Source organism: Bacillus sp. 3a (assembly GCF_017161885.1).
GTDB lineage: Bacteria > Bacillota > Bacilli > Bacillales > Bacillaceae > Bacillus > Bacillus safensis.
Map to the genome: position 1 here is coordinate 2,323,935 of NZ_CP067376.1, position 13,913 is coordinate 2,337,847.

Consider the following 13,913-nt stretch of genomic DNA (forward strand, 5'->3'; position numbering starts at 1 on the left):
GGAAGCAAGATGGATTTTGAATTAACGAAAGAACAACAAATGATCCGCCAGATGGTCAAAGATTTCGCCAAAGCAGAAATTGCACCAATCGCTCAAACTATTGATAAACAGGCCGTATTCCCAGCCAAAACGTTTCAAAAAATGGGGGAGCTCGGCTTTATGGGCATCCCCTTTCCAGAGAAATACGGCGGCTCAGGAGGAGATACGATATCATATGCACTCGCTGTAGAAGAAATCGGAAAACAGTGTGCCAGTACAGGTCTTAGCTATGCCGCAGCCGTCTCCTTAGGCGCAAGCCCGCTTTATTACTTCGGTACAGAGGAGCAAAAGATGGACCACCTTGTCCCGCTGGCTTCTGGGACAGCACTTGGTTCCTTCGGATTAACAGAACCAAACGCAGGATCAGATGCAAAAGGGACGAAAACAAAAGCAGTCAGAGATGGACAAGAGTATGTCATTAGCGGGGAGAAGTGCTGGATCACAAACGCCAATTTTGCCAGAACCATTATCGTCACTGCTGTCTCGGATCAAGATGAAAACGGCCGCCCAATCATCTCCGCCTTTATTGTGGAGAAAGGGCAAAAAGGGCTGACCATTACAAATCCATATGACAAAATGGGCGTGCGCGGTTCAGATACAGCAGAAATCATTTTAGACGGTGTACGTGTACCAGCCCAGAATATTTTAGGAGACCCAGCGAAAGGCTTTAAGCAATTTTTATATACATTAGACGGGGGACGCATTTCAATTGCTGCGTTATCAGTTGGCATCGCACAAGCTGCACTAGATGCTTCGCTCTCGCATGCAAAAGAAAGAAAGCAATTTGGGCAGACCCTTTCTTCCTTCCAAGCGATTCAGTTTAAGCTGGCAGATATGGCGATGCAAATAGAACTCGCTAGACAAATGGTGTGGAAAGCCGCTTGGCTGAAAGATCACGGCAAGCCGTTTACAAAAGAAGCTGCCTATGCCAAGCTTTTCGCTTCTGAAATGGCGACAAAAGCAAGTCTTGATGCTGTCCAAATTCACGGAGGAACAGGCTACATGAAAGAAAGTGGTGTAGAACGGCTTGTGAGAGATGCCAAGCTGATGGAAATTGGAGAAGGGACCTCTGAAATTCAGCGTCTAGTCATCGCAAGACAACTGTTAGCGTAATTCGATAATGAAAACGCTTACCATCAATGGAGGAGGAAAGCCATGATGTCGATTCATCCACAAACGATCGGCTCCCTATTAAAAGAGAAAAGGGAGCAGCACCCAGCACATGAAGCCATTGTGTATCCAGAACGTTCTTTACGTTATTCATATGAAGCGTTTTATCGAGAAGTCAAGGAAACTGGGAAAGGTCTTATGGCATTAGGGGTTCAAAAAGGGGATCATATCGCCATCATGGCGCCCAATGTACCTGAATGGCTTATGCTGCAATTCGCCTGCGCGTCGATTGGAGCCGTTCTTGTCACCGTGAATACAAACTTTCAATCACAAGAACTCGCTTATTTACTCAAGCACTCTGATAGCAGCATGCTGTTTATCGTAGACGGGTTTAAAGAGACATCCTATGTCAAAATGCTTGATGAACTCATACCGGAGCTTCAAAACGCTCATCAAGGAGAGATCACATCCTCATCTTTTCCTTATTTAAAAAGTGTCGTCTATATAGGTGAGCACACGCCAAAGGGCATGCGCAGCTGGGACAGTATTCAAGCAGCTGCTAAAAGAACAGAGGATCATGAGTGGGAGAAACGAATGGATGAGCTTGCGCCTGATGATGTCATTAATATGCAATATACTTCAGGCACAACCGGCTATCCAAAAGGAGTCATGCTCAGCCATACAAACATTGTCTGCAATGCCAGCCAAATCGCAGATTGTATGAAGCTCACCCAAAAGGACCGAATGTGTATTCCTGTTCCTTTCTTTCATTGCTTTGGATCCGTTCTTGGCGTGCTTGCATGTCTCACAAAAGGAGGAACGATCATTCCAATTGAAACCTTCCACCCAGAGCGAGTTCTTCAAACCGTAGAAAAAGAGAAGTGCACCGTCCTTCACGGCGTCCCGACAATGTTCATTGCAGAGCTCGAACATCCGAATTTTCACCAATACGATCTGTCCACATTACGAACGGGCATTATGGCAGGATCTCTTTGCCCATCCCATGTGATGAAAGCCGTCATTGAACAAATGGGACTAAAGGAGCTCACGATTGCCTACGGCCAGACCGAAAGCTCTCCTGTCATTACCCAAACAAGAACGGATGATTCATTTGAAAGGCGGGTTCAAACGGTCGGCCGGGCGCTTCCTCACATTGAAGTGAAAATCACCGTTCCAGGCACGCCGGAGGAAGTACCAAGAGGAGAACAAGGAGAGCTGTGTACAAGAGGCTATCATGTGATGAAAGGCTACTATAAAAATGAAGAAGCCACAAATGAAGTGATTGATCAGGACGGCTGGCTTCATACGGGTGATTTAGCAGAGATGGATGAGGACGGCTATGTGAAAATCACAGGACGGCTGAAAGATATGATCATTAGAGGCGGGGAGAATGTTTACCCAAAAGAGATTGAGGATGTTCTTTACACTCATCCGGATATTCTTGATGCACAGGTCGTTGGTATACCTGACGAGACGTATGGAGAAGAAGCCGCCGCATTCATTCGGCTTAAACAAGGTAGGACGGTGACAATTGAGACACTCACCAGCTATTGTCAGTCGCAAATGGCACGCTACAAAATTCCTAAATATTTTTTCATCACTGACGAGTATCCAATGACCGCATCAGGGAAGATTCAAAAATTTCGTCTGAAAAAGCAGGCGCTTGATCTAATAAAGGAGTGAAGGCAGTGATGTTTCAAAAAGTACTGATTGCCAATCGAGGCGAAATTGCCCGGCGAATTATTCGAACGTGTAAAAGGCTCGGAATCCACACCGTCGCCGTTTATTCAGAAGCAGATCAGCATGCACTTCATGTGCAAGAAGCAGACAGCGCCTATCCGATTGGAGGCGCGAAAGTATCTGAAAGCTATTTAAACATGGAAGCCATCATTCGTGTAGCCAAACAGACAAATACAGAGGCCATCCACCCAGGATATGGCCTCTTATCAGAAAATGCAGCCTTTGCAGAACGCTGCCGCAGCGAAGGAATCGCCTTTATTGGCCCATCCGCACAAGTCATTCAGCGAATGGGGAATAAAATTGAAGCAAGAAAAACGATGGCTCAAGCAGGTATCCCCATTGTACCAGGCGTTTCAGCTCCGCTGCATGATGCAGAAGAAGGGGTCAGTCAAGCGCAGTCACTCGGTTATCCGATCATGCTCAAGGCATCAAGCGGGGGCGGAGGAATTGGCATGCAGCTCGTGCAAAATGACGAGGAGCTGTACAGGGCTTTTGAAGGGAATCAAAAAAGAGCGCAAAGCTTTTTCAACGATGGGACGCTGTATATGGAAAAGGTTATTGAAAACGCTCGGCACATTGAAATTCAGGTCCTTTTTGATTCCTTCGGTCATGGGGTTCACTTATTTGAGCGCGACTGCTCACTCCAGCGAAGACATCAAAAAATCATTGAAGAAGCACCAGCCGCCTGTCTTGATGAATCAGTAAGACATCAGATGGGGGAGATGGCCGTCAAAGCAGCCAAAGCGATTGGGTATGAAAATGCAGGAACGATTGAATGTTTAGTTGATCAGCATCAACACTTTTATTTCCTAGAAATGAACACAAGATTACAAGTAGAGCACCCTGTCACAGAAGAAATTACAGGCATTGACCTTGTCGAGGAACAGCTGAAAATCGCTGCATGTGAGCCGCTTTCCTTTAATCAGGAGGATATTCATCAAATCGGCCATGCCATCGAGGTTAGAATTTATGCGGAAGATCCCGTCACCTTTTATCCATCACCAGGAACGATCACTCGGCTTTCCACACCTGAAGCTCCGTATATCCGTCATGAGTCAAGCGTGACAAATGGAAGCATCATTACCCCTTTTTACGATCCAATGATTGCGAAAATGATCGTTTACGGTGAGATACGAAAACTTGCAATAGAACGATTAAAAGGGGCATTACAAGCATATGAAATAGAAGGGATCAAAACCAACTTACCGCTTTTAAGGGAAATGGCCGGATCTTCTGCATTCTTACAAGGCAGCATCACCACCGATTTTCTCATGAAAAAAAGGGAGGAAAACCGTTCATGAACACTGTCACAATTCAAATGGCCGGAAACTTGTGGAAGCTTCTTGTGAAACAAGGCGATGAAGTGCAAAAAGGACAGGAGGTTGCCATTTTAGAATCAATGAAAATGGAGATTCCGATCGTTGCTGAAGAGGGCGGGATCATCAGTAAAGTGTATAAGGGAGAGGGAGAGTTTGTCGATGAAGGAGAGGTTCTTTTAGAACTAACAGAATAGGAGGGAGCCAGATGGCATTACCAAAGAGTGTGCTTATCAGGGAGGTCGGCCCGCGGGACGGACTGCAAAATGAATCAGTCTGGCTGGACACAGGCGAGAAGCGAACGTGGATTGATCTGCTCGCAGCAGCCCAGCTCCCTTATATTGAAGTCACATCATTTGTTCATCCTAAATGGGTTCCAGCCTTAAAAGATGCCAAAGAACTCACCCAATCCTTTAACAAAAAAGACGACATCACCTATGCAGCACTCATTCCCAATGAAAAAGGCTTAGCTCATTTTTTTGAAGCCAATCTTGACACAGGCGCTATGTTCATCTCTTCGAGTGAAACACATAACAAGAAAAATATGAATCAATCCATCCACGAAACACTTCCTGTTATCAAACAAATGACAGCTGATTTAAAAGCAGCAGGAAAAAACACGCGCGCGTATATTTCCACCGTGTTTGGCTGCCCATATGAAAAACAAGTGCCAATGGATCAAGTCCTCCGGTTAACGGATATTTTGCTTTCTTATGGCATTGATGAAATATCTCTCGGTGACACCATCGGTGAAGCCCATCCGCTTCAAGTAGAAAGGCGCTTAGACATTTTACTCGAACGTTTTCCTGCTGATAAAATCGCTCTTCATTTTCATGATACGAAGGGGATGGCTCTTGCGAATATTTATACGGCATTAAAAGCAGGGATCACCATATTTGACTCCTCCAGCGGCGGGCTTGGCGGATGTCCCTATGCACCTGGCTCCAGCGGAAATGTGGCGACAGAAGATGTGGTGCATATGCTTCAAAAACTAGGAATTGAGACAAATATTCACCTTCCTGCATTAATTAAAGCGGCAGAATGGATTGAAGCAAAAGTAGATCGAACCCTGCCTAGTCACTGTTTACGCGCTTATCACTCTTAGACTATTTCATAAAGGATGAATAACATGACATCATTGGTCCATTTTTCGATACAAGATGAACAGATCGGCATCATGACCTTAAACAGGCCAGAACAAGCGAATTCCCTATCTGCTCCAATGCTGGAAGAGATCAATCAAATCATTCAAGAAATCAAACACGATGAAAGCATCCGCTGTCTTCTCATTACAGGAGCCGGTTCAAAAGTCTTTTGTGCTGGAGCAGATTTAAAAGAACGACGATTGATGACAGAAGCAGAAGCGAAAGGAGCTGTTCTTTCGATTCAGCAAACCTTTATCGAGATTGAATCTATTCCTGTACCTGTCATTGCAGTGATGAACGGACACGCACTAGGCGGAGGACTTGAGCTCGCGCTCGCTTGTGATCTCCGCATTGCACGAGCCGGAGCAAGACTCGGCCTGCCAGAAACAGGACTAGCTATCATACCAGGAGCCGGAGGGACGCAGCGGCTTCCGCGCCTCATTGGACTCGGTAAAGCAAAAGAACTTATTTTCACAGGCGCATCATTACAAGCAGAAGAAGCCATTCAAATCGGGCTGATTGAGCATATCTCTTTAGCAGATTCCCTCATGAACGATGCCATCTCTCTTGCAAAACAAATCATCAAAAATGGCCCGCTTGCCTTAAAAGAAGCGAAACAAGCGATTCAATCAAGCCTTGATCACGATTTGCATACAGGTTTGACAAAGGAATACGAAGCCTATCTACGGCTCATTGAGACAGAAGATCGAACAGAAGGACTTCAAGCCTTCCAAGAAAAACGAACGCCTCAATACAGAGGCAGGTAGCAAGAAAGGGGAATGGGTATGATCGAAGAATATGAACTAAAAAAACGGCAGATTCTGAAAGGCGGGGCAGACCGATACCATCAAAAAAACAAAGAAAAAGGAAAATTGTTTGTCCGTGACCGCCTCCAGTTGTTATTAGATGAGGATTCTTTCATTGAGGATGCCATGTTTGCCGAGTGTCAAAATGAACATTTACCAGCAGATGGTGTTATCACAGGGACAGGGCGGATGAATGGGCAAACTGTTTGCGTCATGGCAAATGATTCTACCGTCAAAGCAGGATCATGGGGCGTCAAAACGGTAGAAAAAATCATTAGAATCCAGGAAACAGCCGAAAAGCTCAACTGCCCAATGCTGTATTTAGTTGACTCTGCGGGTGCTAGAATCACCGATCAAATCGCCATGTTTCCAGGCAGAAGGGGTGCAGGCCGCATTTTTTATAACCAGGTGAAGCTGTCTGGACGTATTCCGCAAATTTGTTTACTATTTGGTCCTTCGGCAGCCGGAGGTGCTTACATTCCTGCTTTTTGTGACATCGTCGTCATGGTCGAAGGGAATGCCTCAATGTACTTAGGCTCACCGCGAATGGCCGAAATGGTGATTGGAGAGAAAGTATCACTTGAAGAAATGGGCGGAGCAAAAATGCATTGCAGCATTTCTGGATGCGGCGATATTTTAGCAAAAACCGAGGAAGAAGCCATTCAAATCGCCCGCACTTATTTAACTTACATGCCTGCCAACTATACAGAAAAACCAAAACGGGCAGCCGCAATCGCACCTAAACCATCAGAGATCACCATCCAAGACCTCATCCCTAAAGGGCAGAATACCCCTTTTGATATGTATCAGCTCATTGATTTACTCATTGATGAAGGATCATTTTTTGAAATCAAAAAACTGTTTGCCGCAGAATTGATCACAGGCTTTGGCCGCATGAATGGTCAGCCTGTCGGTCTTATTGCCAACCAGCCGAGGGTAAAAGGCGGCGTTTTATTCCATGACTCAGCCGACAAAGCGGCTAAGTTTATTCAGCTATGTGACGCCTTTCATATTCCACTCCTTTTCCTTGCCGATATACCGGGGTTTATGATCGGAACCAAAGTAGAACAAGCAGGCATTATCAGGCACGGGGCGAAAATGATCTCCGCCATGTCAGAGGCAACCGTTCCAAAAATATCCGTCATTGTTCGTAAAGCATATGGTGCAGGTTTATATGCTATGGCAGGACCGGCCTTTGAACCGGATTGCTGTCTCGCACTTCCATCAGCACAAATTGCTGTCATGGGGCCAGAAGCCGCTGTAAATGCTGTTTATGCGAATAAAATTGCCGAACTGCCTGCTGAGGAAAGAGCGGCATTTATTCAAGAGAAACGCAAGGAATACCAGGAAGATATGAATATATATGAGCTTGCCTCTGAAATGATTGTCGATGGGGTCATCCCATTTGCCCATTTGCGAGATGAGCTTTGTCATAGATTACAAGCCTATACCTCTAAAGAGATGACATTTACAAGACGAAAACACCCGGTTTATCCAGTCTAAAGGGGGGCTGCTTCATGATGAACCTACAACCAGCGTGGATACCCGAAGAGCAGATGATGAAACAAACACGCCTTTACAAATGGATGCATTCACTTGGTTTTTCTACTTATGATGCGTTCTATCAAGCTAGTATCGAGCGGACCGATTGGTTTTGGAGAGAAGCCGAAAAGGGGGTCGGCATCGTGTGGAAGGAGCCGTATGAAGCCGCATTAGGCCAAGATTCATTCATGTGGCCCAATTGGTATAAAGGCGGCCGGCTCAACGTGGTCGACACGGCTGTTGACAAATGGGCAGAGAATGAAGAAACCCAGCATCAACCAGCTGTGATGTGGAGAAATGAAGCGGGAGAAGAGAGGAGATGGACGTTCCTCGAACTTCAAGAAAAGGTTAATCGTCTCGCTGCTGGTTTTTTGAAGAAGGGGATTCAAAAAGGGGATGTGGCAGTCATTTATATGCCGATGCTTCCGGAAACAGCTGCCGTCATGCTTGCCTTTGCAAAGATTGGTGTCATCTTTAGCCCAGTCTTTTCCGGCTATGGAAGCGAGCCTCTTGCCGTACGTATTCGTGCATCAGGTGCAACCATTGTCGTCACAGGCTCTAGCGTGGCGCGCCGGGGAAAGACGATCAACATGCGTGAATGTGCGGCAGAAGCGATCGACAAAACCAAGACTGTCCAAACAGTCATTGTACATGCTTCCTCTCATACTGGATATAAAGAGGATATTCAGCTAAACGATTTGTTAAAAGAGGAACCACTGAGTAAAACGACTTATCTTTCAAATGAAGAGCCTCTTATGATCTTATACACGTCTGGAACAACCGGTACACCAAAAGGGGCTGTCCATACACACGCAGGCTTTCCTGTAAAAGCGGCTTTTGATGCCGGTCTTTGTATGGACGTTGCAAAAGGAGACCGTTTGTTTTGGCTCACAGACATGGGATGGATGATGGGGCCCTTTCTCGTCTTTGGCGGCTTGATCAATGGAGCTGCAATTGTTTTATATGACGGCGCCCCCGATTATCCAGATGAACAGCACCTTTGGTCATTCATCCACGAGCAAAAAGTCACCCATTTTGGACTTTCACCTACTTTTGTTCGTTCTGCGATGCAGCAAAACCTTTCAGACATTGAGCTGCCGCATGTGAAAGCCATCATATCTACAGGTGAACCGTGGAATGAAGCACCATGGCAATGGCTTTTTGACACCATTGGTCAAAAGCACATTCCAATCTTAAATTACTCAGGGGGAACAGAGGTTTCTGGCGGTATTGTAGGAAGTACGCTGCTTCGTCCAATCAAACCGATCCTTTTTAATGCGGCAATCTTAGGAATGGCGGCAGATGTGTATAATGAGGCAGGAGAGAGCGTTCTGAATGAGGTAGGGGAGCTTGTTGTGAAAAAGCCGTGGGTCGGCATGACATGTGGGTTTTGGAAAGATCCGGAGCGATATGAAGACACCTATTTTAGGCGATTTGATGGGGTGTGGACGCACGGTGATTGGGTGATGCAATCAGAGGATGGCGCATTCCATATCACGGGCAGATCGGATGATGTCATTAATACAGCAGGTAAACGCATTGGTCCAGCTGAAATTGAATCCATTCTTGTCGGGCATCCAGCCGTACATGAGGCTGCTGTGATTGGAGTAAAGGATGAGGTGAAGGGAGAAGCACTAGTTTGTTTCATAGTGGCCAGTTCACAGTCTTTCGAAGAAGCAGCACTCATTCAAGAGCTCAAAATACATGTTGGTTCATATGCGGGAAAAGCGCTCACACCAAAGGAAATTCATCTCATTTCAGCATTACCGAAAACAAGAAACGGAAAAATCGTCCGGCGTTTATTAAAAGGAGCTTATGAACAGCAGCCTTCACCAGATCTTTCGTCTCTAGATAATCCTGATGTGTATAACAGCATTTGCGAATACTTGAAAAGGAAACAAAGTCCATAAAAAAAAGACAGGAGAGCGTCCTGTCTTTTTTATTGCACATGAAAATTCGTGCCATCTGTTGTTTCTTTTACAATACCTGCCCGAATCACAAAATCACCGAAATGTTCATGTTCCGCGCGTTCTTTTGCATAGCGAGGGAGAAGAGAGCCAAGCTCGTTTAAAATGTCTTCTTCTCCTACATTTTCTCGGTACAGTTTACTTAATCTGCTGCCATCAAACGCAGCGCCAAGATACATGTTGTATTTACCAGGTGATTTCCCGATAAAGCCAATTTCACCAAGCGCATGACGGGCGCATCCATTTGGACATCCAGTCATACGAATCGTGATTTCTTTATCACTTAAGCCATTTTCTTCGACAATCTCTTCAATTTTGTCAATTAAGCGCGGGAGGTAGCGTTCTGCCTCTGCCATCGCTAAGCCGCATGTCGGAAGAGCAACACAGGCCATTGAACTGCGGCGCAGTGCAGAGTGCTGTTGTCCATCTGACAAACCAAACTCCTCAATGAGCTGCTCGATTTGTTTCTTTTTATGAGATGTGACGTTTCCAATGATCAAATTTTGATTCGCTGTTAAGCGGAAGTCACCTGTATGAATCTTTGCAATTTCACGAATGCCTGTCATCAGCGGATAATCATCGTAATCCGTGATACGTCCGCCTTCTACAAACATTGTATAATGCCATCTGCCATTAATGCCTTTTACCCAGCCATAGCGGTCACCGTTATGATCGAAGTGATAATCTCTTGCGTCTAATAGGGTAAATCCAAGGCGGCGCTCAAGCTCTTCTTTTACATTCTCAAGACCGAGGCGGTCCACTGTATATTTAAAGCGGGCATTTTTTCTCACCGAACGGTTTCCGTAGTCCCGCTGGATGGTGATCACTTGTTTGGCAATCTCTACAACTTGTTCCGGTGTACAAAAGCCAATTACTTTTGCAAGCTGAGGATAGGTCGCTGTATCACCATGAGTCATGCCCATTCCACCGCCAATCGCGACATTAAAACCGACTAATTGATCATTTTCAATAATCGCAATGAAGCCTAAATCCTGCGAAAAAACATCAATATCGTTAGCAGGAGGGACCGCCACACCAATCTTGAATTTTCTTGGCAAATAAAGTGGACCATACATCGGCTCAACCTCTGTATCAGGCGTTGCTGCTACCTTTTCCTCATCAAGCCAAATTTCATGGTACGCTCTTGTTTGTGGAAGCAGGTCATCACTTAATTTTTTGGCGAGCTCGTATACATCATGGTGCACTTCTGATTGATAAGGATTTGACGTACACATGACATTACGGTTCACATCGCCGCAAGCAGCGATCGTATCAAGCATAGTGGAATGAATGTCTTGAATGGTCTTTTTCATGTTCCATTTTAGAATACCGTGAAGCTGAAAGGTTTCACGAGTTGTCAGCTTTAACGTACCGTTTCCATATTTATGAGCAAGCTCATCCATTACAAGCCACTGTTTGGATGTAGCGATTCCGCCAGGCAGGCGGACGCGTAGCATAAATTGATAGGCAGGCTCAAGCTTTTGTTTTTGCCGTTCATTTCTCAGGTCACGATCATCCTGTAAATAACTGCCGTGATGCTTCATCAGACGGTTATCATCATCAGGAATACCCGCTGAAATCGGATCAAGCATCACTTCTTTTAATGTACCCCGTAAATAATCACTTTTTTCTTTGATTTCCTCTACGTCGCTCGGAGGTCCTTCCGGCGCTGTTAATGCTGTCTTCACCATGTAAGTAAAAGCTCCTTTCTTTCAAGCATTCAATCAATATACGTCACGCTGATAGCGTTTTTGCTGCTGCAAGTTGGCTAGATAGCTTTCTGCTTTCTCTTTGCTCATCGCACCTTCTTCTTGGATGATTGATAGAAGGGTATTATGAACATCATGCGCCATATGTTTTTCATCTCCGCAGACATATACATAGGCACCTTGCTCCAGCCATTCGAATAATTCTTTACTTTGTTTCTTCATTTGGTGCTGGACATATACTTTTTCCTCTGAATCTCTTGAAAAAGCCACATCCATTTTCGTTAACACACCATCTTTTAACCACTTTTGCCATTCGGTTTGATATAAGAAATCCGTCACAAAGTGCTGATCACCGAAGAACAACCATGACTTTCCGTCTGCACCGACTTCCTCGCGCTCTTGCATAAAGGAACGGAAAGGGGCGATGCCTGTGCCTGGTCCTACCATAATGATCGGTGCTTCAGGGTTTTCAGGAAGCTTAAAGTTTTGATTGTGCTGGATATAAACAGGCAGCTTATCACCTGGCTCTAAGCGCTCCGCACATAAGATTGAGCAGACACCTTGACGTTCTCTTCCGTGAGCATCATATCTCACAGCACCGATCGTCAAATGAACTTCTTCTTCATTTGCTTTCAGGCTGCTTGCAATGGAATAAAGGCGTGCCGGAATTTTTCTTAAAATGGCAGTGAAGTCTGCCGCTGTTCCTTCAAAAGGACCGAAATCACGAGCAGCATCTACTAAATCTCTTCCTGCTATATATGCTTTTAATTTTTCTTCGTTTCCTTCTTCTAAAAGGGCCTGCAAGGCTTCGCTTTTTGTAAAGGACACCATCTTTTGAAGAAGAGGTTTTGTCAATACGGTAATCTCAAAATGAGAGGTAAGTGCTTCTTTTAAAGGAAGCGTGTCGCCGTTTTTATGAACGGTTACGGCTTCCTCTGCATTCCATCCGCATGTTGCGATCAGTTCATCAACAAGCGCAGGATCATTTGTTGGATAAATACCAAGGCTGTCACCCGGCTCATAAACAAGTCCTGATCCTTCAAGAGAAAGCTCCAAATGACGGGTTTCTTTATTAGAGCCGCGGCCATTTAAGTTGATATTTTCAAGTACTTCAGCATAAAAAGGATTTGTTCTTGAGTATTCAGATGCTGCCGTTTGAGTGTTCGCTTCCGCTGATTCCTGCGGGGCTGCTGCAGCTCCGCCTTCGCTAAGTGATGATGCCACCCCTTGAAGCCATTCAGAAAACGGCTCATCATAATCAAGATCACAGTCCACTCGATCGAAAAGACGCGTTCCGCCAAGCTCTTTTAAGCGCTCATCAAATTCTTTACCTGTTTGACAGAAGAATTCGTAAGAGCTGTCACCAAGTGATAGGACAGAAAAGCTTAAATGATCAAGCTTTGGTGCACGTCTGCCGTGAACATATTCATGGAAAGAAAGGGCATTATCAGGCGGATCTCCCTCGCCATGTGTGCTGACGATAATCAGTAAATTGTTTATTTTTTTCAGACTATTTGGTTTAAAATCTGACATAGAAGAGAGCGTCACTTGAAAACCTTTCTCTTCAAGATGCTGAGCTGTCTTTTTTGCTAACCCTTCAGAATTGCCTGTTTGTGAGCCATAAAGGACGGTCACATCTTTGCTGACAGGCTGCGCTGGTGCTGCGGCAGAAGGAGAAGGGGCTAGGGCAGTATTTTCTGATCCGGCTAAAGCTGCCTGTGCTGATAAATAACCGGTAAGCCAAATTTTTTGCTGATCTGTTAAAGTCGGAAGCAGCTGATTAAGCAGTTCTGCCTGCTCCTGACTAAACGGACTGTTCAATACATGAAGTTGCAACGATATCCACCTCACAAGGAATATAAACATAGATTAATTCGATAGGAATTATATATATAGGTTCAATTTGAACTTTACCGAAAGTTTGCCATTAAGTAAAATATATAATATTGATCGTCATGATTAAGAGTTATAATACCTTTGCAAGGTGACAGAACTTGAAGGTGAATCGTTAAATTGTATAAAGCATCTTTAGAAAAATGGACCGTTTTGAATAATAAGCGATCGAAAGGAATAGAAAAGAGGTGTATGAAATTGATACTGCTAAAGTTTAAAAATATAAAATGTTTTCGGCTTGTCATCTTGATTTTTCTCATTTTATTAGTAGCGTGTCATTCTCCACAGGGCAATATAAAAGATTCATACAATAAAAATAAAACGACAGCACCTTTTTCAAAAAAAGGCATCCTGCTAAGAAAAGGGGAGACGAATTTACTTCTTATAAACAATAAAACGCCTCTAAAAAACGATGATTCATTGAATACACATCTTCTTATTGAAAAGTATAAAAATGATCTCATCGTTATGGATTTAACAAAAGTAGATTCTAAAGAGCTGTCACAGGGTCAAACGATTGAGGTTTGGTTTGATGAGTTACAAGAATCGTTTCCTCCTAAAGCAAAGGTCGAAAAATATAAAATCATGATGGATAAGTAGGGGAGCAGGGGGCAGATTCTTTCTATCATGAAAAAGGAGAAAAACC

Annotated in this window: 11 protein-coding genes; 9 read left to right on the plus strand and 2 right to left on the minus strand. The window is 44.6% G+C overall.

Features of this window, described 5'->3' with window-relative positions; translation table 11 throughout:
• Positions 1-9: 9 nt before the first annotated feature.
• The 8 genes from JJ692_RS11830 to JJ692_RS11865 are packed head-to-tail and all read left to right on the plus strand — an operon-like array spanning position 10 to position 9,608.
• Positions 10-1,152 (plus strand): acyl-CoA dehydrogenase family protein, encoded by a 1,143-nt coding sequence (locus JJ692_RS11830; RefSeq protein ID WP_206533794.1) that lies wholly within the window; start codon positions 10-12, stop codon positions 1,150-1,152.
• Between the two features lie 42 nt (positions 1,153-1,194).
• On the plus strand, positions 1,195-2,832 hold the full coding sequence (locus JJ692_RS11835) for an AMP-binding protein (protein WP_206533795.1): 1,638 nt from the start codon (positions 1,195-1,197) through the stop codon (positions 2,830-2,832).
• Positions 2,833-2,840: 8 nt separating this feature from the next.
• Complete coding sequence (locus JJ692_RS11840; RefSeq protein ID WP_206533796.1) at positions 2,841-4,190, plus strand: acetyl-CoA carboxylase biotin carboxylase subunit; 1,350 nt, start codon at positions 2,841-2,843, stop codon at positions 4,188-4,190.
• Complete coding sequence (locus JJ692_RS11845; protein ID WP_206533797.1) at positions 4,187-4,402, plus strand: acetyl-CoA carboxylase biotin carboxyl carrier protein subunit; 216 nt, start codon at positions 4,187-4,189, stop codon at positions 4,400-4,402. Before JJ692_RS11840 ends, JJ692_RS11845 begins: the two co-directional genes overlap by 4 nt.
• An 11-nt stretch (positions 4,403-4,413) precedes the next feature.
• A complete protein-coding gene (locus JJ692_RS11850) occupies positions 4,414-5,310 on the plus strand; it encodes a hydroxymethylglutaryl-CoA lyase (RefSeq protein ID WP_172881161.1) in 897 nt (298 codons plus the stop codon).
• A 24-nt stretch (positions 5,311-5,334) separates the two neighbouring features.
• A complete protein-coding gene (locus tag JJ692_RS11855) occupies positions 5,335-6,117 on the plus strand; it encodes an enoyl-CoA hydratase (protein WP_206533798.1) in 783 nt (260 codons plus the stop codon).
• A gap of 18 nt (positions 6,118-6,135) precedes the next feature.
• Entirely contained in the window at positions 6,136-7,659 is a 1,524-nt protein-coding gene (locus JJ692_RS11860; RefSeq protein WP_206533799.1) for an acyl-CoA carboxylase subunit beta, read from the plus strand.
• Between the two features lie 14 nt (positions 7,660-7,673).
• Positions 7,674-9,608 carry an AMP-binding protein gene (locus tag JJ692_RS11865; RefSeq protein ID WP_206533800.1) on the plus strand — a complete coding sequence of 645 codons (1,935 nt, stop codon included), beginning with the start codon at positions 7,674-7,676 and terminating at the stop codon, positions 9,606-9,608.
• A gap of 29 nt (positions 9,609-9,637) precedes the next feature.
• Here JJ692_RS11865 and cysI read toward each other — a convergent pair whose 3' ends face one another.
• Positions 9,638-11,356 carry an assimilatory sulfite reductase (NADPH) hemoprotein subunit gene (gene cysI / locus JJ692_RS11870; RefSeq protein WP_073205848.1) on the minus strand — a complete coding sequence of 573 codons (1,719 nt, stop codon included), beginning with the start codon at positions 11,354-11,356 and terminating at the stop codon, positions 9,638-9,640.
• 33 nt (positions 11,357-11,389) lie between these two features.
• Positions 11,390-13,210 (minus strand): assimilatory sulfite reductase (NADPH) flavoprotein subunit, encoded by a 1,821-nt coding sequence (locus JJ692_RS11875; protein ID WP_206533801.1) that lies wholly within the window; start codon positions 13,208-13,210, stop codon positions 11,390-11,392.
• Between the two features lie 177 nt (positions 13,211-13,387).
• Between JJ692_RS11875 and JJ692_RS11880 the strand changes: the two genes are divergently transcribed.
• The gene (locus JJ692_RS11880; RefSeq protein WP_206533802.1) at positions 13,388-13,867 is read left to right on the plus strand and encodes a DUF3221 domain-containing protein; all 480 of its coding nucleotides are present in this window, start codon (positions 13,388-13,390) and stop codon (positions 13,865-13,867) included.
• Positions 13,868-13,913: the final 46 nt, after the last annotated feature.